Raw genomic sequence first — 25,373 nt, 5'->3', positions numbered from 1 at the left:
GTCAGCAACATGGGCAAGATCATCGGCATCGACCTCGGCACCACCAACAGCTGCGTGGCCATCATGGAAGGCGGCACCGCCAAGGTCATCGAAAATTCGGAAGGCGATCGCACCACGCCCTCCATCGTCGCCTTCACCAAGGACGGCGAAACCATCGTCGGCGCCTCGGCCAAGCGCCAGGCCGTCACCAATCCGAAAAATACCTTCTACGCAGTGAAGCGCCTGATCGGCCGCAAGTTCACCGACGCCGAAGTGAAGAAGGACCTCGACCTCGTTCCCTACGGCATCGTCGCGCACGACAACGGCGACGCCTGGGTGCAGACCAGCGAAGGCCGCAAGATGGCCGCGCAGGAAATCTCCGCCAAGGTCCTCGAGAAGATGAAGAAGACCGCCGAAGCCTACCTGGGCGAGCCGGTCACCGAAGCGGTCATCACCGTGCCGGCCTACTTCAACGACAGCCAGCGCCAGGCCACCAAGGACGCCGGTCGCATCGCCGGTCTCGAGGTCAAGCGCATCATCAACGAGCCGACCGCGGCCGCATTGGCCTATGGCCTCGACAAGGGCGACACGAAGGATCGCAAGATCGCCGTGTACGACCTCGGCGGCGGCACCTTCGACGTGTCGATCATCGAGATCGCCAACATCGACGGCGAGAAGCAGTTCGAAGTGCTGGCCACCAACGGAAACACGTTCCTCGGCGGCGAAGACTTCGACAAGCGCGTCATCGACTTCCTGGTCGAGGAATTCCAGAAGGAGCAGGGCATAGACCTACGCAAGGATCCGCTCGCTCTGCAGCGTCTGAAGGACGCCGCCGAGCGCGCCAAGATCGAGCTCAGCTCCTCGCAGCAGACCGAAGTGAACCTGCCGTACGTGACGGCCGACGCTTCCGGTCCGAAGCACCTGAACGTCAAGCTCACCCGCGCCAAGCTCGAGGCGCTCGTCGAAGACCTGATCAAGAAGTCGATCGAACCCTGCCGCATCGCCTTGAACGATGCCGGCCTGCAGGCCGGCGACATCAGCGAAGTCATCCTCGTCGGCGGCCAGACCCGCATGCCGAAGGTGCAGCAGGCGGTGACCGATTTCTTCGGCAAGGAGCCGCGCAAGGACGTCAACCCGGACGAGGCCGTCGCCATCGGCGCCGCGATCCAGGGCGGCGTGCTGGCCGGTTCGGTCAAGGACGTGCTGCTGCTCGACGTGACCCCGCTGAGCCTCGGCATCGAAGTGCTGGGCGGCGAGTTCAACAAGATCATCGAGAAGAACACCACGATCCCGACCAAGGCCTCGCAAACCTATTCGACGGCCGCCGACAACCAGACCGCCGTGACCGTGCATGTGTTGCAGGGCGAGCGCGCTCAGGCCATGTACAACAAGTCGCTGGCCAAGTTCGACCTGGCCGGCATCGAGCCGGCGCCGCGCGGCATGCCGCAGGTCGAGGTGTCCTTCGACATCGACGCCAACGGCATCCTGCACGTCACCGCCAAGGATAAGAAGACCGGCAAGGAGCAGCGCATCGAGATCAAGGCCGGTTCTGGCCTGTCCGAGGAAGAGATCCAGCGCATGGTTCGCGACGCCGAGGCCAATCGCGAGGAAGACAAGAAATTCCACGACCTCGTCACCGCGCGCAACCAGGCCGACGGTCTGATCCATGCGACCCGCACGGCGATCAAGGAACACGGCGCCAAGGTGCCTGGCGAACAGCTGGCCAATGTCGAAAGCCTGCTGTCCGATCTCGAAACGGCGATGAAGGGCGACGACAAGGCCCAGATCGAAGCCAAGACGAATGCCTTGCAGCAGGCGGCGCAGTCGCTGTACGCGGCGGCCTCGGCCGGCGAACAAGGCGGCGGCTCGCAGGACGCGCCGTCCGGTTCGGCCAAGTCCGATGATGTGGTGGACGCCGAGTTCACCGAGGTCAAGGACGAGCAAAAGTAAGCCGTTCCAACCCCTCTCCCGACGGGAGAGGGGCAGGGGCGAGGGTTCGTTCTCGCATCGCGTGACGAATCCTGGTTCAAGATTCGCACCCCCATCCCGGCCTTCCCCCGGCGGGGGAAGGGGAAAAGCAAGGCATGAGCAAGCGCGACTACTACGAAGTCCTGGGCGTTGCCCGCAACGCCGACGAGGACGAACTCAAGAAGGCGTATCGCCGCTTGGCGATGAAATACCATCCTGATCGCAACGAAGGCGACAAGGACGCCGAGCACAAGTTCAAGGAGGCCAAGGAGGCCTACGAAGTGCTCAGCGACGCGCCCAAGCGGCGCCTGTACGACCAGCAGGGCCATGCCGCGTTCGAACACGGCATGGGCGGCGGCGGTCCCGGCCCGGGATTCGCCGATGTCAGCGATATCTTCGGCGACATCTTCGGCGACATCTTCGGCGGCGGGCGGCAGCAACGCGGCCCGCGTCGCGGCGCCGACCTGCGTTTCGTGATGGAGCTGGATCTCGAAGAGGCCGTGTTCGGCGTCGACAAGCAGATCGAAGTGCCGACGCTCGTCGCCTGTAAGCCATGCAGCGGCTCAGGTTCGGAAGACGGCAAGGTCGAGATGTGCAAGACCTGCGCTGGTCGCGGCCAGGTGCGCATGCAGCGCGGCATTTTCTCCGTGCAGCAGCCTTGTCCGAACTGCGGCGGTCGCGGCCAGACGATAGCCAAGCCCTGCAAGCCCTGTCATGGCAACGGGCGCGTCCGCGACGAGAAGACGCTGTCGGTGAAGATTCCCGCTGGCGTGGACAATGGCGATCGCATCCGCCTGCAAGGCGAGGGCGAGGCCGGCCCCGCTGGCGCGCCGGCCGGCGACCTGTTCGTCGAAGTGAACGTGCGCGAGCACAAGATATTCCAGCGCGATGGCGACGACCTCTATTGCGAAGTGCCGATCCGTTTTTCGCAGGCGGCGCTCGGCGCGGATCTCGTCGTTCCGACGCTCGATGGCGAAGCCCTGATCAAGGTCCCGCTGGAAACGCAGACGGGCAAGCTCTTCCGTTTGCGCGGCAAGGGCGTCAAGTCGGTGCGCAGCCATGCGCCCGGCGACCTGCTCTGCCGCGTCGTGGTGGAAACGCCCGTCAACCTGACGTCGAAGCAGCGCGAACTGCTGCGCGATTTCGAAGCCACCTTCCAGGGTGAGAACGCCGCGAAACATTCGCCACGCTCCACCGGCTTCCTCGATGGCGTGAAGGCCTTCTGGGACCGGATGACGTCTTGACGGCGTCGTCCGGCCGTGCGCCTGACCTGCGCTCGCATTGCTTCGCCGCCATGCCGCTGCTAGCTTGCGGCGATGGAAAAATCCGGATTACGCATTCTCATCCATGGCGCGTCTGGCCGCATGGGCCGCGCACTGCTGCGCCTCGCGCGCGATGACGCGCGCTTGCGCATCGTCGCGGCCGTGTCGCGTTCCGGCGGCGCCGACGCGGAGGCCGACGTTCCGACGCTGTCCACCGAGCGCCTGGACGAATGCGGAGACTTCGACGTCGCCATCGACTTCAGTCTGCCCGAAGGTTTCGATGCGATCCTGGAACTCTGCCGCTCCCGCGGCCGCGCCCTGGTCAGCGGTACGACCGGTCTTTCCGATCGCCAGCGCGAAGCGATGGCGCAGTCCGCCCAGGCGATTCCCCTGATCTGGGCTTCTAACTTCAGTCTTGGCGTGGCCGTACTCGAAGATTTGGTCGCGCGTGCGGCCGGCGCGCTGCCGGACTGGCCCGTGCGCATCATCGAAACGCACCACGTACACAAGCTCGACGCGCCCTCGGGGACCGCCCTGACCCTGGCCCGGGCCAGCGAGGCCGGTTCAGGAAAGGCGGCGGCAATCGAATCGATCCGCGAGGGCGAGGTCGTCGGCGACCATCTGGTCGTCCTGGCCGGTCCGGCCGAGCGCATCGAGCTCCGCCATTCGGCGCTGAACCGGGACATTTTCGCGGCCGGGGCCCTGGAAGCCGCCTTGCGGCTGGCCGGGCGCCCGCCTCGCCTGTGGCGCCTGCCCGAACTCATGTTCATGAATGAATGAGCTCGGGCGGACGCTCTGAAAAAATGTTGCACTGCAAAATGATGTTTTTCGAGAGATTGTTCTAAAGTTAGGAGGTCCGCCTCCCGCGGCATAACCACTGATTGGGGATGTAAACCATGAAATCCATGAAGCTTCTCGCCGCCGCCTTGGCTCTCGGCCTCGCCACTCAGGCTCAGGCCGCCTCCGTCGACCGTCAGGAAGACGCCCGCGTCAACAGTCCGAAGGTCAGCTTCGTCGACGCCATCACCGGCCAGAAGCAGAGCCTCGTCCGTTGCGGCGTAGCCAACCCCACCGTTGCCGAGCGCGACGCGATGGAGCGCAAGCTGCAGGATTTCCGTCGTAGCCCGGAGTATTTCTCCAAGGTCAACTCGTTGGCCGCGGTCCGCGTCGTCCCGGTTTACTTCCACATGATCACCACGAACAGCGGCGCGGGTGCCGGCACCCAGCAGCAGCTGACCGACCAGATCAATGTGCTGAATGCGGCCTACGCCAATTCGGGCTTCCAGTTCACGCTGGCCGGCTCGCAGGTCGTCAAGAACACCACCTGGTACAACGGCTGCGCCAAGTCCTCGATCGAGCGCGCGATGAAGAAAGCCCTCGCCGTCAACCCGCGTGAGACCTTCAACGTCTATACCTGCGGTCTGGGCGCTGGACTGCTGGGCTACGCCACCTTCCCGAACTACTACGCCGAGAACAGCTTCATGCACGGCGTCGTGATGCTCAACGGCGCCCTGCCGGGCGGTTCGGCCAATGGCTACAACGGCGGCGACACGCTGACGCACGAAGCCGGCCACTACCTGGGCCTGTACCACACCTTCCAGGGCGGCTGCGTGGAGCCGGGCGATTCCGTGGCCGATACGCCGGCCGAAGCGGCCCCGAACTTCAACTGCACCCCGGCCGACACCTGCCCGCAGGCGGGCGTGGATCCGGTCACCAACTACATGGACTACGGCAACGACGCCTGCATGACGAACTTCACTGCCAACCAGTGGACCCGCATGCAGGAGCAGGTCACGCTGTATCGTCCGAACCTCGGCAACTGATACATCCGTTCCAAGCTCCTCTGAACGCCCGGCTTCGGCCGGGCGTTTCTTTTTGGCGGCCGGACGGCTAAAATTCCCGCTCGCCTGAACCCCGAATCAGCACGAACCTGGCCTCCGCCTCGTTCGCGGTTCGTCTCAGCCCGAAGAACCGGGCGGGGTTCTCCCAACCGAGGCGAGCATCCGTGACCCAATCCGCCATCCTTGCGCTCGAAGACGGCACCATATTCGAGGGCATCTCCGTCGGCGCGCCCGGCCTTTCCATCGGCGAAGTGGTCTTCAATACCGCCATCACCGGGTACCAGGAAATCCTTACCGATCCCTCGTACGCCCGACAGCTGGTCACGCTGACCTATCCGCACATCGGCAACACCGGCTGCACGAGCCAGGACGACGAGGCGGGCGAAGTTTTCGCGTCCGGACTGATCGTGCGCGATGTGCCGCGCCGTCCGAGCAACTGGCGCAGCCAGGTGGCCTTGCCTGATTGGCTGAAGGCGCGTGGCGTCGTCGCCATCGCCGACATCGATACGCGCCGCCTCACGCGATTGCTGCGCGATCGCGGCGCCCAGAACGGTGCCCTGATGGCCGGCGAGATCGATGTCGACCAGGCGATCGAAGCGGCGCGCAAGTTCCCCGGCCTGAAAGGCATGGACTTGGCGAAGGAAGTCTGTACGCGCGAGCGTTACGTCTGGAACGAGGGGCAGCTCGACCTCGATCGCAACCAATTCGTGCGCGCGGAAACGCGTTTCCACGTAATCGCTTACGACTTCGGCGTGAAGCGCAACATCCTGCGCATGCTCGCCGAACGCGGCTGCAAGGTGACCGTGGTGCCGGCGAAGACGCCGGCGGCGCAGGTGCTGGCCGAAAAGCCCGATGGCGTGTTCCTGTCGAACGGCCCCGGCGATCCGGCGCCCTGCGACTACGCCATCGCCGCGACACGCGAGTTCCTCGCGGCGAAAATTCCGCTGTTCGGCATCTGCCTGGGCCACCAGATCCTCGGCCTGGCGGCGGGAGCGAACACGCTGAAGATGAAGTTCGGCCATCACGGCGCCAACCATCCGGTGATCGATCTCGATTCCGGACGGGTGATGATCACGTCGCAGAATCATGGTTTCGCCGTGGACGAATCCACGCTGCCCGCGAACGTGCGCGTCACCCATCGTTCGCTGTTCGACGGCTCCAACCAGGGCATCGCGCTGACCGATGCGCCCGCTTTCAGCTTCCAGGGGCATCCGGAAGCGAGCCCCGGACCGCACGATGTTTCGCCCTTGTTCGATCGTTTCGTCCAGATGATGGGAGCCCGCTGAGATGCCCAAGCGCACAGACATCAAGAGCGTCCTGATCATCGGCGCCGGCCCGATCGTCATCGGCCAGGCCTGCGAGTTCGACTACTCCGGCGCGCAGGCCTGCAAGGCGCTGCGCGATGAGGGTTACCGCGTCATCCTGGTGAACTCGAATCCCGCGACGATCATGACCGACCCGGAGATGGCCGACGCCGTCTACATCGAGCCGATCAACCCCGTCACGGTCGAGCGCATCATCGCGAAGGAAAAACCCGATGCCCTGTTGCCGACCATGGGCGGACAGACGGCGCTGAATTGCGCGCTCGACCTGGCCGATGCCGGCACGCTGGACAAGTACGGCGTCGAGTTGATCGGCGCTTCGCGCGAAGCCATCCGCATGGCCGAGGACCGCGAGTTGTTCCGCGTCGCGATGAAGGACATCGGGCTCGAATGCCCGAAAGCCGAAGTCGCGCGCACGCTCGAACAGGCCATCGAAATCCAGACCAAGGTCGGCTATCCGACCATCATCCGACCCAGCTTCACCCTCGGCGGCAGCGGCGGCGGCATCGCCTACAACCGCGAAGAGTTGATCGAAATCGTTTCCCGCGGCCTGGAACTGTCGCCGGTCGGCGAAGTGCTGGTCGAAGAATCGGTGCTGGGCTGGAAGGAATTCGAGATGGAGGTCGTCCGCGACAAGGCGGACAACTGCATCATCGTCTGCTCGATCGAGAACCTCGATCCGATGGGCGTGCATACCGGCGACTCGATCACCGTCGCGCCGGCGCAGACGCTCACCGACAAGGAATACCAGCGCCTGCGCGACGCCTCCATCGCCGTGCTGCGCAAGATCGGCGTGGATACCGGCGGTTCCAACGTGCAATTCGGCGTGAATGCCGAAACCGGTCGCGTCGTCGTCATTGAAATGAATCCGCGCGTATCGCGTTCTTCCGCGCTCGCTTCCAAGGCCACGGGTTTCCCGATCGCCAAGGTGGCGGCGAAGCTGGCCGTCGGCTACACGCTGGACGAGCTGCGCAACGAGATCACCGGCGGCACCACGCCGGCCTCGTTCGAACCCAGCATCGATTATGTCGTCACCAAGATCCCGCGTTTCGCCTTCGAGAAGTTCCCGGCGGCCGATGCGCGCCTGACCACGCAGATGAAGTCGGTAGGCGAGGTGATGGCCATGGGACGCACCTTCCAGGAGTCGGTGCAGAAGGCCTTGCGCGGCCTGGAGATCGGCAAGGTCGGTTTCGACCCGACCGGCGATGCCGGCAATGGCGAAGACGGCCTGACGCGTATTCGCCGCGAGCTGAAGGAACCGGGCCCGGAGCGTTTGTTCCAGGTCGCGGAAGCCTTCCGCGCCGGCCTCAGCGTCGAGGACGTGTTCGCGTTGAGTTTCATCGACCCGTGGTTCCTCGACCAGATCGAGGAGCTGATCGCTCTCGAGAAGGAAGTCGCCGCCGCCGGCCTGGCCGGACTGGACAAGCGGCGTCTGCGCCAGCTCAAGCGCAAGGGGTTCTCAGATATCCGCCTGGCCCAGCTGACCGGTACCGACGAATCGGCGATCCGCGCGCTGCGTCGTGCCTTCGGCGTGAGGCCGGTGTACAAGCGCGTGGACAGCTGCGCGGCGGAGTTCGCCACGACCACGGCCTACATGTATTCGACTTATGAGGACGAATGCGAAGCGGCGCCCAGCGATCGCAAGAAGATCATGGTGCTCGGCGGCGGGCCCAACCGCATCGGCCAGGGCATCGAGTTCGACTATTGCTGCGTGCACGCGGCGCTGGCGCTGCGCGAGGACGGGTACGAGACCATCATGGTCAACTGCAACCCGGAAACCGTCTCGACCGATTACGACACCTCCGATCGCCTGTACTTCGAGCCGCTGACGCTGGAAGACGTGCTCGAGATCGTCGATCTGGAAAAGCCCGTCGGTGTCATCGTGCAGTACGGCGGCCAGACGCCGCTGAAGCTGGCGCGCTCGCTCGAGGCGAACGGCGTGCCGATCATCGGCACCTCGCCCGATTCGATCGATTGGGCGGAAGATCGCGAGCGCTTCCAGCAGCTGGTGGAGAAACTCGGCCTGACGCAACCGCCGAATCGTACGGCGCGCAATCCGGACGAAGCTCTCGCGCTGGCGCGGGAAATCGGCTATCCGCTGGTCGTGCGCCCGAGCTACGTGCTCGGCGGGCGCGCGATGGAAGTGGTCTATTCCGACGCCGACCTGTCCCGTTACATCCGCGAGGCCGTGCAGGTGTCGAACGACTCGCCGGTATTGCTCGACCGATTTCTCGACAACGCCGTCGAGGTCGACGTCGATATCATCGCCGACCAGCAGGGCAACGTACTGATCGGCGGCATCATGGAGCACATCGAGGAAGCCGGCGTGCATTCGGGCGACTCGTCCTGCTCGTTGCCGCCGTATACGCTGAGCGCTTCCGTGCAGGATCGCTTGCGCGATCAGGTCGCACGCATGGCGCGCGAGCTGAAGGTCATCGGCCTGATGAACACGCAGTTCGCCATCCAGACCGGCGACGACGGCGAGGAGACCATCTTCGTCCTGGAGGTCAATCCGCGCGCTTCCCGTACCGTGCCCTTCGTTTCCAAGGCGATCGGTCGCCCGTTGGCGAAGATTTCCGCGCGTTGCATGGTCGGACAAAGCCTGGCGCAGCAGGGCGCCACGCGGGAGATCGTGCCCGGGTATTTTTCCGTCAAGGAAGCCATTTTCCCCTTCGCCAAGTTCCAGAACGTCGATCCGATCCTCGGGCCGGAAATGCGTTCCACCGGCGAGGTCATGGGCGTAGGCCGGACTTTCGCCGACGCCTTCGGCCGGGCCGAAGAAGCCGCCAACATCAAGGCGCCGCCGGTCGGCAAGGTATTCGTGTCGGTGCGCGAGGCGGACAAGCCGCGCGTGGTCGATGTCGCCCGCTTGTTGCTCGATCGTGGTTACTCATTGGTCGCGACCAGCGGCACCGCGGCCTATCTACGTGAGCAGGGGTTGCCCTGCGAACGCATCAACAAGGTGCTCGAAGGCCGGCCGCACGTCGTCGACCTGATCAAGAACGGCGAGATTTCGTATATCGTCAATACCACCGAGGGCAAGCAGGCTATCGCCGACTCGTTCTCGATCCGCCGCGAGGCACTGCAGCATCGCATTACCTATTCGACCACCGTTCCCGGCGCGCGAGCGCTGATCCACGCGATCGAGACGCGCGACAACCCGCGCGTCTGGTCGCTGCAGGAACTGCACAAGGAAGTCCACGGATGAGAGCCCCATTGACCGTCAGCGGCGCCCAGCGCCTTCGCGAAGAACTCGATAACCTCAGGTCGGTCAAACGCCCCGCCGTCATCAACGCGATCGCCGAAGCCCGTGCCCACGGCGACCTGAAGGAAAACGCCGAATACCATGCTGCCCGTGAGCAGCAGGGTTTCATCGAAGGCCGGATCCAGGAACTGGAGTTCGTGCTGTCGCATGCGCAGCTGATCGATGTGGCCACGCTGAATGCGGGTAGCCGCGTGGTCTTCGGCGCGACGGTCGATCTTGCCGACGCCGACAGCGGCGACGAGGTCAGCTACCAGATCGTCGGCGACCTCGAATCCGACATCAAGCTCGGGCGCATCTCGATCTCGTCGCCGATCGCGCGCGCGCTGATCGGCAAGCACGAAGGCGACAGCATCACGATCGAGGCGCCGGGCGGCAACCGCGACTACGACATCATCGCGGTGCGTTACATCGGCTGATCCCGATGTCTACCGATCGCGGTGGCATGCTGGTCACGTTGTTGCCGGAGCGTCGGCGCTTCGGTCGACTGCGCTTGGACGCGGACATCGCCCGCCTGCTTGGCCGGGGCGACCGCCTGCCGGATGGCGAGGTTGGCGAACAGGCGCAATTGGCGCGTCATTTCCAACCTGTGCCGAACGGTTGGCCGATGGCGGCGCTGCAGCGGCAGGCCGACTGCGGCGATGCGAGCGGATTTCGCTGGTTGCGTGCCGACCCGGTGCATGTGCGCCCGGACATCAACGGGGCGAGATTGATGGCTTGGGGGAATCTCGATCTTGACCCCGCCGAAGCGGAGGCATTGTTGCAGGCCCTGCATCCGGTCTTCGGCGATGCCGGCATGCCTCTGACGGCTGGCGCGCCGGAGCGCTGGTATCTGCAACTGGCGATCGATGCGCCCTTGCCCGATTTCAGTCCGCCCGAGCAGGGATTGGGAGACGATCTGTTCCGCCATCTGCCGGAAGGCGGGCAGGGCAGGCGTTGGCGGGCATTGCTCAACGAAGCGCAAATCCTGTTGCACAACCATCCCATCAACGCGGCGCGCGCCGCACGCGGGCGGTTGCCCGCGAATTCGCTCTGGTTTTGGGGCGCTGGCGTTGTGCCGGAAGAAGTGCGCAGCCGACTCTCGAGCGTGTCGAGCAGCGAGAACGATGTGCTGGCCTTGGCGACGGCGGCCGGTATCGCCGTCGACGGAGCGGGGCAGGGAGATCGCCTGCTGGATCTTCGCCGCGAGCGCGACTGGCGAAGTGTGGAGGGCGAACTGTCGTTGGCCGGGCGATCGGAAAAATTCGCGACCCACGACAGCATCGTGCTCGACTTCGCCGATGGTGCGCGCTGGCGTCTCAGGCCCGCGCAACGTTGGCGATTCTGGCGCCGCCCGATGCTCGAGCTCGGCGCATGACGGGGGCCGCGCGCATCGTCAGGCGCGCCGCCGCGGAACCAGGAGAGTGGCCGGCGCAGGTTCCCGATGTGCTGCGCCGGATCTATGCGTCTCGTGGCGTGCTCAATGCGGCGGATGCCGAACTGAGGCTCGCCGACCTGCTCCCGCCCGACGCACTGGCCGGAATGGAGGCGGCGGTCTCCTTGCTGTTGCAGGCGATGGCGTCGGAGCGTCATATCGTCGTGGTCGGCGATTTCGATTGCGACGGAGCGACCGGCACGGCGGTTGCCGTCCGCGGTTTGCGCCTGCTGGGCGCGAAACGCATCAGCTACCAGGTTCCCAATCGCGCGATCCACGGTTATGGCCTTTCGCCCGCACTGGTCGAGGACCTGGTGGAACTGGCGCCCGATCTGTTGCTGACGGTGGACAGCGGTATCGCCTGCCACGCTGGCGTCGCAGCCGCGAAAGCGAGAGGTTGGCAAGTGCTCGTGACCGATCACCACCTGCCGGGAGCGCGGCTGCCCGAAGCCGATGCCATCGTGAATCCGAATCTGGAAGGCGATGGTTTCGAGAGCAAGGCCATCGCTGGCGTCGGCGTCGTGTTCTATCTGCTGCTGGCTCTGCGTCGTCGACTCAGAGAGGAAGGCGTTTTCGCCGAGGCGCAGCCGGATCTGTCGCAACTGCTCGACCTCGTCGCCATCGGCACCGTCGCCGATCTGGTGGCGCTGGATCGCAACAATCGCCTGCTCGTTGCGGCTGGGCTGCGCAGGATCCGCGAGGGACGATGTCAGGCGGGCGTTCGTGCGCTGGTCGAGGTATCGGGACGCGACATGCGCCGCCTGAGCGCGAGCGATATCGGCTTCTCGCTGGCGCCTCGGCTCAACGCGGCCGGTCGCCTGGAGGACATGCGGCTCGGGATCGAGTGCCTGCTCGCCGACGATGCGGTGCCGGCGCGAGCGCATGCGGAAGCGCTGGATCGCATCAATGGCGACCGTCGCGAGCGGCAGGCGAGCATGGTCGACGATGCGGAAGCGCTGCTGCGCGAATGCCCCGAGGCGGCGGAAGGGAGCGCAGCGGGCATCGTGCTCTTCGACCCGGGCTGGCACGCGGGCATCGTGGGTCTGGTCGCATCCCGCATCAAGGACCGGGTGCATCGCCCCAGCGTGGCGTTCGCACCGGCGGAGTCGGGTAGCGACCGGCTGCGCGGCTCCGCGCGCTCGATCGCCGGGTTCCACATCCGCGATGCGCTGGCCGCGATCGACGCGAAGCACCCCGGACTGATCGAGCGCTTTGGCGGACACGCGATGGCGGCCGGGCTGAGCCTTCGCCTGCATCAGTTGCAGGATTTCCGCCGCGCCTTCGTCGAGCAGGCGGCCGCGACCTTGTCGCCGGAGCAGCTTCAGGCCGAGTGCCTGAGCGACGGTCCCTTGCAATCGGCCGACTTCAACCGCGGACTCGCCGACGCCCTGCGCCTGGCCGGCCCCTGGGGGCAGGCCTTTCCCGAACCGGTCTTCGACAACGTCTTCGACGTGCTCGAATGGCGCGTGCTCGGCGATCGGCACCTGAAGTTCAGCCTCCGACCCGAATCCGGGTCCGGCGCATTGTCAGCGATCCACTTCGGCGGTTGGCAGGGCGTAACGCCGCCGTCACGGCTTCACGCTGCCTATCAGCTCGAGCCGGACGATTTCCGGGGCAGGCGCGATGTGCAGCTGCTGATCCGGCACTGGCTGCCGGCCTAGGCGCGGGCTGGTATCATTGCGGCTGATCTTTTTTGCTGATCGACCGGATATGGAACTCAACCTCATCCGCCAGCGGATCGCCGACCTGAAGGGTCGGCTCGATTCGCTGAGGGGGTATCTTTGACTTCGATGCGAAAGTAGAACGCCTCGAAGAAGTCAGCCGCGAGCTGGAAAATCCCGCCATCTGGAACGAACCGGAACGCGCCCAGGCCCTGGGCCGCGAACGTTCCTTGCTGGACAAGATCGTCGGCGAGATCCGTTCCGGCAGCGACGGCCTGGGCGAGGCTGCCGACCTGCTCGACCTGGCCGAGATGGAAAACGACGAAGGCACCGTGGAAGCCGTCGTTGCCGACATCGATGCCATCGCCGCACGCGTGGGCAAGCTGGAGTTCCAGCGCATGTTCTCCGGCAAGATGGATTCCACCAATGCCTTCGTCGATATCCAGGCCGGCGCCGGTGGCACCGAGGCGCAGGATTGGGCCGAGATGCTGCTGCGCATGTACCTGCGCTGGGCGGAGTCGCGCGGCTGGAAGGCCGAATTGATGGAAGTCAGCGGCGGCGACGTCGCCGGCATCAAGTCCGCGACCTTCCGTGTCGAAGGCGACTACGCCTACGGCTGGCTGAAGACCGAGATCGGCGTGCATCGCCTCGTGCGCAAGTCGCCGTTCGACTCCGACAATCGCCGCCACACCAGCTTTACGTCGGTGTTCGTGTCGCCGGAAGTCGACGACGACATCGACATCGAGATCAATCCGGCCGACCTGAGGACCGACGTGTACCGCTCCTCCGGCGCCGGCGGCCAGCACGTGAACAAGACCGAATCGGCGGTGCGCATCACGCACGTGCCGAGCGGTGTGGTCGTCGCCTGCCAGACCGAGCGCTCGCAGCATGCCAACCGCGATCGAGCGATGAAGATGCTGAAAGCCAAGCTCTACGAGCTCGAGATGCTCAAGCGCAATGCCGAGAAGGACGCGCTGGAAGCCACGAAGTCGGATATCGGCTGGGGAAGCCAGATCCGCAACTACGTGCTCGACCAGAGCCGCATCAAGGACCTGCGTACCGGCATCGAGCGCAGCGACACGCAGAAGGTGCTTGACGGCGATCTCGACGAGTTCGTCGAAGCCAGCCTGAAAGCCGGCCTCGAAGCGGGTTCCAAACGCAGCGATGCCGCTTAGTTGAGGAACGAGTAAGAAGCAGGAACGAGGAACGAGTAGTTCCTCCAGGCCTCCGATAGCTTGGCTCTTCACTCGTTCCTCTTCACTCGTTCCTCTTCACTCGTTCCTCTTCACTCGTTCCTCTTCACTCGTTCCTCTTCACTCGTTCCTCTTCACTCGTTCCTCTTCACTCGTTCCTCTTCACTCGTTCCTCTTCACTCGTTCCTCTTCACTCGTTCCTCTTCACTCGTTCCTCTTCACTCGTTCCTCTTCACTCGTTCCTCTTCACTCGTTCCTCTTCACTCGTTCCTAGCCGACGCCATGACCGACCAACAGACGCCGCCTCCCTCCGACGAAAACCAGCTGATCGCCGAACGGCGCGCCAAGCTGAAGGCGCTGCGCGAGAACGGCATCGCCTTCCCCAACGATTTCAGGCGGGGCGATTATGCGGGCGAGTTGCAGGCCGAATACGCCGACAAGGAGCGCTGGACGGCGGAAGCGCTGGAGGCGCTGGGCCGCAAGGTCCAGATCGCCGGCCGCATGTTGCTCAAGCGCGTGATGGGCAAGGCCAGCTTCGTTCAGATCCAGGACATGAGCGGCCGCATCCAGCTCTACCTCACCGCGAACGACCTCGGCGAAAGCTACGACGCGTTCAAGGGCTGGGACATCGGCGATATCGTCGCCGCGGCAGGGACGCTCACCCGCACCAAGACGGGCGAGTTGTCGGTGAAGGCGGGGACGCTGCGCCTGCTGACGAAATCGCTGCGCCCGCTGCCCGACAAGTACCACGGCCTGTCCGATGTGGAGCAGCGTTATCGCCAGCGCTACGTCGATCTGATCGTCAACCCCGAGGCACGCGACGTCTTCGTCAATCGCTCGCGCATCGTGCGGGCGATCCGCAGCTTCATGGATGCGCGCGGCTTCCTCGAAGTCGAGACGCCGATGATGCATTACATTCCCGGCGGCGCCGCGGCCAAGCCGTTCGCGACGCATCACAACGCGCTCGACCTCGACCTCTACCTGCGCGTGGCGCCCGAGCTTTACCTCAAGCGCCTGACCGTCGGCGGCCTGGAGCGCGTCTACGAGATCAACCGCAATTTCCGCAACGAGGGCGTGTCGACGCGGCACAATCCCGAGTTCACGATGCTCGAGTCGTACGAAGCCTACGCCACGTACAACGAAGTCATGGACATGACCGAGGCGATGATCCGGCACGCCGCCCTCGCCATCGGTTCGGCGCAGGTGCAGTGGGAAGGCAACGCCATCGATCTCGGACCGCCGTTCCGCCGCTGGTCGATGAGCGAAGCGGTGCTCGAGCACAACCCGGAGATCCGCCGCGAGGAGCTGCGCGATCTCGAGGCCATGCGTGCGCACTGCAACCGACTGAAGATCCACGTCAAGTCGAGCTACGGTTGGGGCAAGCTGTTGCTGGAGATCTTCGAGAAGACGGTGGAGCACACTCTGGTGCAACCGACCTTCATCACCGACCACCCGGTCGAGGTCAGCCCGCTGGCGCGCGCGAACGACCTCGACCCGCAGCTCACCGACCGCTTCGAGCTGTTCGTCGGCGGAAAGGAGCTGGCGAACGGTTTCTCCGAGCTCAACGACCCCGAAGACCAGGCGGCCCGTTTCCAGGCCCAGGTCGAGGCCAAGGAGGGGGGGACGACGAGGCCATGCATTACGACGCGGACTACATCCGCGCCCTGGAAGTCGGTTTGCCGCCGACGGGCGGCCTCGGCGTCGGTATCGACCGCCTGGTCATGCTGCTGACCGACTCGGCCTCGATCCGCGATGTCTTGCTGTTCCCCTACATGCGCCCAGAGGCGGTTTGAACGCCTTCCGCGCGAGCATCGGGGGCAGCGGTTTAGACCGCCCGTTCAGTGACTTGCGGCAGTCTTTTCAGGTCGGCCCTGATGAGCGTATGCTCGGCCAAGAAGTGCAGAACCGAGGTAGCCCATGCGTGTGCTGATCGTGGACGACCAGGCCTCGCAGCGCACCATGCTGCGGCACCTGGTGGACGACATCAGTCCCGAAATCACGGTGGCCGATTTCTCCGACCCGGTCCATGCCTTGCTGTGGTCGCAGGAAGAGCCGCCGGATCTGGTGATCCTCGATTACCGGATGCCGAAGATGGACGGGCTCGAATTCGCCCGGCGTTTTCGTCGGCCGCTGTCGCAGCGCGATGTGCCGATCATCCTGGTCACGGTCGTCGGCGACGAGCCGGTCAGGCAGGCGGCGCTGGAAGCGGGCGTCATCGATTTCGTCGTCAAGCCGGTGCGCCCACGCGAACTGCGCCAGCGCTGCAAGAACCTGCTCGAGCTGCGGCAACGCCAGCAGTCGCTGAAATCGCGTGCCTACCTGCTCGAGCGCCAGCTGCTTTCCGGCATGCATGAGATCGAGCATCGCGAACGCGATCTCCTTCGGCGTATCGCCAACGCCGCCAACTGGCGTTCCGGTTGCGATGGCAGCCGCGGCGAGCGCATCTCGCGCTATGCCGGCCTGATCGCCGAAGGGCATGGCCTGGACGATGATGAAGTGTTGCTGATCGAACAGGCCGCGCCCTTGCTCGACATCGGTAACATCCGCATACCGGACCATTTGCTCAACAAGCCCGGCCCGCTGACCGACGAGGAACGCGACGTTGTGCGGCAGCATGTGCAGCTCGGCTACGAGATCCTCGGCGACAGCCGCAGCTCCTTCCTGCAGATGGCGGCCGACATCGCCAGATGCCATCACGAACGTTGGGACGGCAGCGGTTACCCCAACGGGCTGAAAGGCACGGAAATACCGCTCGCCGCCCGCATCACGGCGATTGCCGACGTGCTCGATTCGATGACCACGTCGCGGTCCTACCGGCAGCGCATGAGCCTGTCCACGGCGTTGGACTGGATCCGCTCGCAATCCGGGAAGCTCTTCGACCCCGACCTGGTGCGCATCCTCTTCGCCAAGGAGAGCGAGGTGATCACGGTTTGCCGTACTTTCGCGCCGCCGGGCGCTGCCGGTAACTGATCAGGGGCGGAGCGCGTGAACGTCCGATCCAGCTGGCTGTCGGCCCGTCTCCGCAATCGCGCCGACAGCGAACACGAGCAGGCTATCGTCCGGCTGGTCATCGCCTCGCTGATCCTCGCGTATTTCTGGTTCCTGCACAGTTCCGAGGCCAGTCCGCCGGAGCACATCCGCATCGCCGTCCTGGTGATGCTGGTGGAGAGCCTGATCGGCCTGATGCTGTTCGGCCTGATCCTGGCCCGGCCCGCGCCTTCGCACGCGCGGCGATGGATCGGCATGCTCGCCGACAACGCCACGCCCGCCATCCTGATGAGCCTGTCGCCGGCGACGATGGCGCCGCTGTACATCATCATGATGTGGGTCGCGATCGGCAACGGCCTGCGCTACGGCATCCAGTATCTCGTCGCGTCTTCCGTCGTTTCGGCGGTGGCTTTCCTGGGCGTCATCACCACGCAGCCCTATTGGGGCGAGCAGCCCTACCTGGCTTGGGGCCTGTGGGTAGGGTTGCTGGCGATTCCGCTCTACCTGTCTTCGTTGCTGAAGAAGTTGCGCAATGCCATCGACGAGGCGCGCCGGGCCAACGCCGCAAAATCGCGCTTCCTGGCCAACATGAGCCACGAGTTTCGCTCTCCGTTGAACGGCATCATCGGCATGTCCGAATTGCTGCACAGCACGCGGCTGGCGACGGAGCAGAAGGAATACGCCGAAGTCATCCAGGCGGCGGCTCAGACGCTGTTGCTGCTGGTGGACGACGTGCTGGACATTTCTGCCATCGAGGCGGGCAAGCTGCAGCGCAAGCAGGTCGAGTTCAACCTGCACGATCTGGTCCACCGCCTGCAGAAGATGTTGCAGCCGCAGGCGGCCGAGAAGCGCCTCGCGCTCACCGTGGAGATCGACGAGGACGTGCCGCTCCGCTTGTACGGCGACAGCGCGCATCTGACGCAGATACTGCTCAACTTGCTGCACAACGCGCTCAAGTTCACCGACCAGGGCTCGGTCGCGCTGAAGGTGATATCGCAGGGCCGGCGCGGCGATAGCATCCGGCTGCGGTTCTCCGTGCGCGACACCGGCATCGGCATTCCGGACGAGGACAAGGAACGGATCTTCCGTCCCTTCGAGCAGGTCGATTCCGGGCTGGCGCGCCAGCACGGCGGAACCGGGCTGGGCACGACGATCGCGCAGACCCTGACCAACCTGCTGGGCGGTGAAATCGGCCTGGAGGACAACCCGGGTGGCGGCAGCCATTTCTGGGCGGAACTGCCCTTGCAGGTGCCGCAAACGCCCGCGGCAGCCGACGACCAGAGCACGGTCCTCTCGTTCGAGGATCCCTTCCTTCGCCACAAGGCCAGGGTCCGGCCGGTGCATGTGCTGGTCGCCGACGATCAGGCGGCGAATCGGAAAGTGCTTTGCCGCATGCTGGAGCGGGCCGGGCACCGGGTTTCGGAAGCGGACGACGGCGAGCAGGCCCTGGACCGCATCGCCGAAGGCGGCATCGACATCGCCATCATCGACATGCACATGCCGCGCGTCACCGGCCTCGACGTGCTCAAGCAACTGCGTTTCATGCAGGCCGGGATGAAGCGCACGCCAGTCATCGTCTTCAGCGCCGATGCGACGCCGCAAGCCCTGCGCGATGCCGAAGAAGCCGGAGCGCATGCTTTCCTGACCAAACCCGTCGTCGTCGCGCGCCTGCTCGAGGCGGTGGCCAGCCTTCTCGATGGTCGGAAGGTCGCCACGGCGAAGCCCGCCATGGAAGGCGTGCGGCCGATGGTCAATCCGGTCGTGCTGCAGGAACTGGCGGAGATGAATCTGGGCGGGACCTTCCTGCGCGACTTCGTCGAACAATGCCTGGCCGATGCCAACCAGTGCGTGATCGAATTGAACAGGCTGCATTCCCTGCAGGACTGGCGGGAATTCCGCGAGATCGCCCACGCCCTGAAAGGCGTGGCGGAGAACCTCGGAGCGCAGATGCTGGCCGATCGTTGCAGCCAGGTGATGCGGGCCAGCGACGAGGCCTTGCGGCGCGAAGCTTCGGTGTTGCTGCGCGACATCACCGTGCAGCTGGGCAGCGCCGCCGAACAGACGCGCCTGGAAGCGGCGCGGTTAAGCGCCGGTAGTGCCGGCAAGTCCGACGCCGATGCCGGTCCGGAGCGTTCGCCCGGACCGGAAAAGGGCTGATCGGAACATTTCAGGCCACCGAGAGCGCGCCCGCGCGACGCTGTTGCGCACGGATCAGGCGTTCCATCGTGCGCAGCGCGCCGTCGCTCAGGCGCATCGCGGCATCCACCCATTCGGTCGTGACCGACAGCAGTTCTTCCAGGCTGACCGGCCGGCAGGCCTGACGCACCGTATTCATCGAGCGCAGCGCATTGCCGATGCGCTGGTGCCGGCGGATCATGTCGCGCGCCGCCTGGATGCCTTCTCCCTTGGGAACGACGCGATCCACCACGCCCATCTGCAGCAGTTCTTCGGCCGAATAGACGCGTGCGTCCAGCATCATGCGCTCGGCGACCATCGGCGTGACCCGACGGGTCAGGAAGGTGTAGGCGCCCATGCCCGGGAACAGATCGAACAGGACCTCAGGGAAGCCCATGCCGGTTCCTTCTTCGGCGATGATCGTGTTGCAGCACAGGGCCGCTTCGAAGCCGCCGCCGAGGGCGTCGCCCTGGACCACGGCGATGCTGTGCACGCGGTCTTCGTACAAGCGCGAGAAATTGAACGCGACTTCGACGCAGAGCTTGGCGTAATCGAGCAGGCGGCCGCGCTGGCCGGCCCGGATATGCTTGGCGAACAACGACAGGTCGCCACCGAGGTTGAAGACATCGGCGTCCGAGGCGAGGACCAGGTGGTGGATGCCGGCGCGCGGATCGCTGTTGGCGGCGAGACGGCGTCGAATGGCTTCCTGCTGCGTCTTCAGGTCGTTGAGAAGGCGTTCCGAGAAGCAGGGATGATAGGTCGGTGGCGCGCCCGCATGCATGAAGCACCAGTCGGTCGCATACGAATCCGTCGCGTGACGCACGAGCGGGGCGGGGTTTTCCAGTACAACGCGTTCGATCAAAGACATGACGATACTCCGGCAAGTGGGGGTTTCTGCTCGCGAAATCGGCAGGTGGGCCGAGTGTACACCCGCGCAGAAAGCCCACCAGCGGTCGCCCGGGCGGGATTGGAAAGCGTGATGCCGATCAAGTTACCGGTTGCGGAGCGTCTCGCAATTCCCGCCTGAGGATCTTGCCGACGTTCGATTTCGGCAGTTCATTGCGGAATTCCACCAGGCGGGGTTGCTTGTAGCCCGTCAGATTGTCCTTGCAAAATGCCTTGACCTGTTCGGCCGTCAGCGACGGGTCCTTGCGCACGATGACTACCTTCACCGCCTCGCCGGAGCGCTCGTCCGGGACGCCGACCGCGGCGACTTCCAGGATGCCGGGCATCGTCGCGAGGACATCCTCGATCTCGTTGGGGTAAACGTTGAAACCCGAGACCAGGATCATGTCCTTCTTGCGGTCGACGATGGTGAAGAATCCCTTTTCGTCCATCCGGGCCATGTCGCCGGTATGCAGCCAGCCGTCGCGATCGATGACCTTGTCGGTTTCTTCCTGGCGTTGCCAGTAGCCGGCCATGACTTGCGGGCCTTTGGCGCACAATTCGCCGACTTCGCCCTGCGCCAGCATGTTGCCTTCCTCGTCCTTGATGCAGCACAGGGTGGAGGGAATGGGCAGGCCGATCGCGCCGTTGTATTCGGCCAGGTCGAGCGGGTTCATGCAGCAGGCTGGCGATGTTTCCGTGAGGCCGTAGGCTTCGACCAGGGTCACGCCGGTAACGGCCTTCCAGCGTTCGGCGACCGCACGCTGCACGGCCATGCCGCCGCCCAGCGTCAAGTGGAGGTTGGAGAAATCCACCTGGTCGAAGCCCGGCGTGTTGAGCAGGCCGTTGAACAGCGTGTTCACGCCGGTGATGGCGGTGAACTTGCTCTGTTTCAACTCTTTCACGAAGCCCGCCATGTCGCGCGGGTTGGTGATCAGGTAGTTCAAGCCGCCGAGGTTCATGAAGACGAGACAGTTCGCCGTCAATGCGAAGATGTGGTACAGCGGCAAGGCGGTGATCATCACTTCCTTGCCGGGTTGCGCGTTCTTGCCGATCCACGCCGAGGCCTGCAGCATGTTCGCGACGAGGTTGCGGTGGGTCAGCATCGCGCCCTTGGCCACGCCGGTGGTGCCGCCGGTGTATTGCAGGAAGGCGATGTCCTGCGGGCGCAAGTCGATCGCCGGCAGCTGATGCTTGCCGCCGAGCGCGATGGCCTGGTTGAAGCCGATCGCACCGGGGATCTTGTACTCGGGGATCGCCTTCTTCACGTGCCGCAGCATGAAATTGACGATCGGTCCCTTGGGGAATCCGAGCATGTCGCCGACGCAGGTGGTGATCACCTGCTTGATCGGGGTGTCGGCGAGGACTTCCGCCACGGTATGGGCGAACAGCTCGAGCACGACGATGGCGCTGGCGCCCGAATCGACCAGCTGGTGGCGAAGCTCGCGCGCGGTGTACATCGGGTTCGTGTTGACCACGGTCAGCCCGGCCCGCAACACGCCGAAGATGGCGATCGGATACTGCAACACGTTCGGCATCATCAGGGCGACGCGGTCGCCCTTCTTCAATTTCAGTTCGTGCAGCAGGTAGTTGGCGAATTGCGTGCTGAGGCGATCGATCTCGGCGTAGGTCAGCGTCTTGCCGAGGTTGGTGAAGGCGGGGTTGTCGGCATAACGGGCGCAGGCGGTTTCGAGCACCGAGACGATGGAGGGAAACTCGTCTACATTGATGTCGTCCGGCACGTTCGCCGGATAGCTCGCCAACCAGGGACGCTCGATGCTCATGCCTGTGATTCCTCGCCGAAATGCGCACGAAGGCCGCGCCGCGATCCGCGCGCCGAGCTCCATACTGTCCCGGATTGGAGCACAGGCTCTAGAGGCTGGCAAGTTGCAGGCATGGCGGTTCGCGCTCGGTTTTTTTCTGTTCTTCCCCCTGCTGTCGGGGTGCAGCAAACCCGAGCCTGAACAGCGTCTGCGCGCCACCATCGCCGAAATGCAGAAGGCGGCCGAAGACCGGGACAGCGGAGCCCTGTTCGATCACATCGCCGACGACTTCGCTGCGTCGGAGGGCATGGACCGGGATCGATTCCGTGGTTATGTGACCGTGATCATGTTGCGCAACCAGTCGATCGGGCTCCAGATGGGACCGCTGGACGTGAAGATGATCGGCGACCGGGCCCGCGTCTCGTTCACGCTCGCAGCGACCGGCGGTTCGGGGCGGTTCGTTCCCGACCGCGCCCAGGTATATGAAGTGGAGACGGCCTGGCGCCAGGACGGCGACGATTGGGAACTCATCTCGGCAAGCTGGAAGCCTGCGATGTAATTGCGCACCGGCGAAGGCCATCGGCCCCGTGGGGGCCGATGGCAGGGCTTCCGCGTTTCGTTGACGCGATCAGACTGCTTTCTTGCTCGCGAGCTGGCGCAAGACGTAGTGCAGGATGCCGCCGTGGTGGCTGAGTCGGTGCGATTGCGACGCATCGCGTCGCGCACCGGCGAAGGCCATCGGCCCGTGCGGGCCGATAGCGGGGCTTCCGCCTTTCGTTGACGCGATCAGGCCGCTTTCTTGCTGGCGAGCTGGCGCAAGACGTAGTGCAGGATGCCGCCGTGGCGGAAGTACTCGACTTCCTTCGGCGTCAGCAGCAGCACCTGGGCCTGGAAACGGGTTTCCGAACCATCCGGCTTCGTCGCGACCACGTCGGCGATCTTGCCGGTGCCATCCTTCAGGCCGGTGATCGAATACACCTCGTCGCCCTTCAGGCCGAACGAGGCGGCGTTCTGGCCGTCGAGGAACTGCAGCGGAAGCACGCCCATGCCTACCAGGTTCGAGCGATGGATGCGTTCGAAACTCTCGGCGATCACAGCCTTCACGCCCAGCAGATTGGTGCCCTTGGCCGCCCAGTCGCGCGAGGAGCCGGTGCCGTATTCCTTGCCGGCGATCACGACCAGCGGCACGCCGTTGGCCTTGTAGCGCATCGCCGCGTCGTAGATCGGCAGCTTCTCGTTGCTCGGGTAGTGGATGGTGTTGCCGCCTTCCTCGCCGCCGAGCATCAGGTTCTTGATGCGGATGTTGGCGAAGGTGCCGCGCACCATGACGTCGTCGTTGCCGCGACGCGAGCCGTACGAGTTGAAATCCACCGGTGCCACGCCGCGCGACTGCAGGAACTTGCCGGCGGGCGAGCTGGCCTTGATGTTGCCGGCCGGGGAAATGTGGTCGGTGGTGATCGAATCGCCGAACAGGCCGAGCAAACGCGCGCCGACGATGTCCTGGATGGAACCAATCGCCATCGACATGCCGTCGAAGTAGGGCGGGTTCTTCACGTAAGTGGATGCCTCGTCCCACTGGTAGCTCTCGCCGTCCGGCGATGCGATCTGGTTCCAGCGCGTATCGCCCTTGAACACGTCGGCATAGTTCTTCGCGAACATCTCCGGACCGATGGTGCGGACGATGAAATCGCTGATTTCCTTGTTCGACGGCCAGATGTCGCGCAGGTACACGGCCTGTCCATCGTTGCCCTGGCCGATCGGATCCTTCGACAGGTCGATGTCCACCGTGCCGGCGATGGCATAGGCGACCACCAGCGGCGGCGACGCCAGGTAGTTCATCTTCACCTCGGCATGCACGCGGCCTTCGAAGTTGCGATTGCCGGACAGCACGGAAGTGACGACCAGATCGTTTTCGGCGATGCCCTTGGACACTTCATCCGGCAGCGGGCCGGAATTGCCGATACAGGTCGTGCAGCCGTAGCCGACGACATAGAAACCGAGTTTCTCGAGATCGTCGAGCACGTCGGCCTTCTTCAGGTAGTCGGTGACGACCAGCGAACCCGGGCCGAGCGAGGTCTTCACCCAGGGCGCCGCCTTCAGGCCCTTGGCCACGGCATTGCGCGCCAGCAGGCCGGCAGCGAGCATCACCGCCGGGTTGGAGGTATTGGTGCAGGAGGTGATCGCGGCGATCACCACCGAGCCGTCGCCCAGTTCGCAGTCGGTGTCGCGGATGCGGATCTTCGACTTCGGTTTGGAAGCCAGGTGTTCGGCCTGCGGCTGGTCGCCGCCTTCGCCCTCGAAGCGCTGCAGCGTTTCCGCCTTCGGCTTGCGGTTCGTCGTCAGGCCCTGCAGGTTCACATGGAAATTGGTCTGCATGTCGGTCAGCAGCACGCGGTCCTGCGGGCGCTTGGGGCCGGCGAGCGAGGGCTTCACGTCGCCCATGTCGAGGTGCAGCACCGCGCTGTACTCGGCTTCGGCGTCGGTGCGCCACAGGCCCTGGGCCTTGGCATAGGCTTCCACCAGCGCGATCAGGCCGGCGTCGCGACCGGACAGGCGCAGGTAGTTCAGCGCTTCGTCGTCGATCGGGAAAATGCCGCAGGTCGCGCCGTACTCCGGCGCCATGTTGGCGATCGTCGCGCGATCGGCCAGCGGCAGGTGCTCGAGGCCGGCGCCGAAGAACTCGACGAACTTGCCGACGACGCCGTGCTTGCGCAGCATCTGCGTCACGGTCAGCACGAGGTCGGTCGCGGTCGCGCCCTCCGGCAGCTTGCCGGTCAGGCGGAAACCGACGACCTGCGGGATGAGCATCGAACTGGGCTGGCCCAGCATCGCCGCTTCGGCCTCGATACCGCCGACGCCCCAACCCAGCACGCCGATGCCGTTGATCATCGTTGTATGCGAATCGGTGCCGAACACGGTATCCGGGAAGGCGTAGTTCACGCCGTCGATCTCGCGTTCCATCACCACGCGCGCGAGGTTCTCGAGGTTGACCTGGTGCACGATGCCGGTGTTCGGCGGTACGACCTTGAAGTTGTTGAAAGCCTTCTGGCCCCAACGCAGGAAGCTGTAGCGCTCGCCGTTGCGGGCGAATTCGATCTGGCCGTTCTCGTCCAGGGCGCTGGGCTTGCCGAACACGTCCACCTGCACCGAGTGGTCGATGACGAGTTCGGACGGGATCAGCGGATTGATGTTCGACGCGCTGCCGCCGAGCTTGACGACCGCGTCGCGCATCGCCGCGAGATCGACCACGCAGGGTACGCCGGTGAAGTCCTGCAGCACCACGCGTGCCGGCATGAAGGCGATTTCGGTATCCGGTTCCTTCTTCGCGTCCCAGTTCGCCACGGCTTCGATCGATTCCTTCGTTACCGTGACGCCGTCTTCGCAGCGCAGCAGGTTCTCGAGCAGGATCTTCATCGAGAAGGGCAGGCGGGCGAGATCGTAGCGCTGGCCGAGCTTGGCGAGGCTGTAGATGGTGTGGGACTTGCCGTTGACGACCAGTTGGTCGCGAGTGGCGAAGGAGTCGGACATGAAGGGCTCCGTTGGGTGGCTGCGGCTTAGGCCTGGCTTTCCGGGAGAAGGCTCGACCGGAATCCCGATATTATGCCGTAAACAGCGCCCATCTGCAGGCTTCCACGGGCTTGCGGACGCCATGCGTCGCGA

Annotated in this window: 16 protein-coding genes and 1 pseudogene; 14 read left to right on the top strand and 3 right to left on the bottom strand. The window is 64.8% G+C overall.

Features of this window, described 5'->3' with window-relative positions; translation table 11 throughout:
• Positions 1-9 precede the first annotated feature (9 nt).
• The 13 genes and pseudogenes from dnaK (at position 10) to QM707_RS06260 (ending at position 19,047) form a co-directional block, all read left to right on the top strand.
• Positions 10-1,929, top strand: a complete 1,920-nt coding sequence (gene dnaK, locus QM707_RS06320; RefSeq protein WP_415001011.1) for a molecular chaperone DnaK — start codon at positions 10-12, stop codon at positions 1,927-1,929.
• A 134-nt stretch (positions 1,930-2,063) separates the two neighbouring features.
• The gene (gene dnaJ, locus QM707_RS06315; RefSeq protein ID WP_415001010.1) at positions 2,064-3,191 is read left to right on the top strand and encodes a molecular chaperone DnaJ; all 1,128 of its coding nucleotides are present in this window, start codon (positions 2,064-2,066) and stop codon (positions 3,189-3,191) included.
• 72 nt (positions 3,192-3,263) lie between these two features.
• Complete coding sequence (gene dapB / locus QM707_RS06310) at positions 3,264-3,989, top strand: 4-hydroxy-tetrahydrodipicolinate reductase (RefSeq protein WP_415001009.1); 726 nt, start codon at positions 3,264-3,266, stop codon at positions 3,987-3,989.
• A gap of 116 nt (positions 3,990-4,105) precedes the next feature.
• A complete protein-coding gene (locus QM707_RS06305) occupies positions 4,106-5,032 on the top strand; it encodes a zinc metalloprotease (protein ID WP_415001008.1) in 927 nt (308 codons plus the stop codon).
• Positions 5,033-5,214: 182 nt separating this feature from the next.
• A complete protein-coding gene (carA, locus tag QM707_RS06300; RefSeq protein WP_415001007.1) occupies positions 5,215-6,336 on the top strand; it encodes a glutamine-hydrolyzing carbamoyl-phosphate synthase small subunit in 1,122 nt (373 codons plus the stop codon).
• Between the two features lies 1 nt (position 6,337).
• Entirely contained in the window at positions 6,338-9,580 is a 3,243-nt protein-coding gene (carB, locus tag QM707_RS06295) for a carbamoyl-phosphate synthase large subunit (RefSeq protein ID WP_415001006.1), read from the top strand.
• Complete coding sequence (gene greA, locus QM707_RS06290; protein WP_415001005.1) at positions 9,577-10,053, top strand: transcription elongation factor GreA; 477 nt, start codon at positions 9,577-9,579, stop codon at positions 10,051-10,053. Before carB ends, greA begins: the two co-directional genes overlap by 4 nt.
• 5 nt (positions 10,054-10,058) lie before the next feature.
• Positions 10,059-10,991 carry a phosphoglycerate mutase gene (locus QM707_RS06285; protein ID WP_415001004.1) on the top strand — a complete coding sequence of 311 codons (933 nt, stop codon included), beginning with the start codon at positions 10,059-10,061 and terminating at the stop codon, positions 10,989-10,991.
• On the top strand, positions 10,988-12,709 hold the full coding sequence (recJ, locus tag QM707_RS06280) for a single-stranded-DNA-specific exonuclease RecJ (RefSeq protein WP_415001003.1): 1,722 nt from the start codon (positions 10,988-10,990) through the stop codon (positions 12,707-12,709). The genes QM707_RS06285 and recJ overlap by 4 nt, the downstream gene beginning before the upstream one ends.
• 49 nt (positions 12,710-12,758) lie before the next feature.
• Positions 12,759-13,884, top strand: a protein-coding gene (gene prfB / locus QM707_RS06275) for a peptide chain release factor 2 (RefSeq protein ID WP_415001002.1) whose coding sequence is annotated in 2 segments (ribosomal slippage) — positions 12,759-12,830 and positions 12,832-13,884 — 1,125 coding nt in all. Because the reading frame shifts where the segments join, the coding sequence is not laid out codon by codon here.
• 300 nt (positions 13,885-14,184) lie between these two features.
• A pseudogene (gene lysS, locus QM707_RS06270) lies at positions 14,185-15,695 on the top strand (lysine--tRNA ligase).
• 124 nt (positions 15,696-15,819) lie between these two features.
• A complete protein-coding gene (locus QM707_RS06265; protein WP_415001001.1) occupies positions 15,820-16,872 on the top strand; it encodes an HD domain-containing phosphohydrolase in 1,053 nt (350 codons plus the stop codon).
• 15 nt (positions 16,873-16,887) lie between these two features.
• Positions 16,888-19,047: an ATP-binding protein gene (locus QM707_RS06260; protein ID WP_415001000.1), complete on the top strand. Its 2,160-nt coding sequence runs from the start codon at positions 16,888-16,890 to the stop codon at positions 19,045-19,047.
• Between the two features lie 10 nt (positions 19,048-19,057).
• Here QM707_RS06260 and QM707_RS06255 read toward each other — a convergent pair whose 3' ends face one another.
• Positions 19,058-19,933: a crotonase/enoyl-CoA hydratase family protein gene (locus QM707_RS06255; protein ID WP_415000999.1), complete on the bottom strand. Its 876-nt coding sequence runs from the start codon at positions 19,931-19,933 to the stop codon at positions 19,058-19,060.
• Between the two features lie 118 nt (positions 19,934-20,051).
• Positions 20,052-21,734: an AMP-binding protein gene (locus tag QM707_RS06250; RefSeq protein ID WP_415000998.1), complete on the bottom strand. Its 1,683-nt coding sequence runs from the start codon at positions 21,732-21,734 to the stop codon at positions 20,052-20,054.
• Here QM707_RS06250 and QM707_RS06245 point away from each other — a divergent pair.
• Positions 21,727-22,272 (top strand): hypothetical protein, encoded by a 546-nt coding sequence (locus QM707_RS06245; RefSeq protein ID WP_415000997.1) that lies wholly within the window; start codon positions 21,727-21,729, stop codon positions 22,270-22,272. The two genes, QM707_RS06250 and QM707_RS06245, sit on opposite strands and share 8 nt — an antisense overlap.
• A 227-nt stretch (positions 22,273-22,499) precedes the next feature.
• Here QM707_RS06245 and acnA read toward each other — a convergent pair whose 3' ends face one another.
• Complete coding sequence (gene acnA, locus QM707_RS06240; protein ID WP_415000996.1) at positions 22,500-25,364, bottom strand: aconitate hydratase AcnA; 2,865 nt, start codon at positions 25,362-25,364, stop codon at positions 22,500-22,502.
• Positions 25,365-25,373: the final 9 nt, after the last annotated feature.

The sequence above is a fragment of the Arenimonas sp. genome (genome assembly GCF_047602345.1).
Classification (GTDB): Bacteria; Pseudomonadota; Gammaproteobacteria; order Xanthomonadales; family Xanthomonadaceae; genus Arenimonas.
This window is presented reverse-complemented; position numbering and strand designations above follow the sequence as displayed.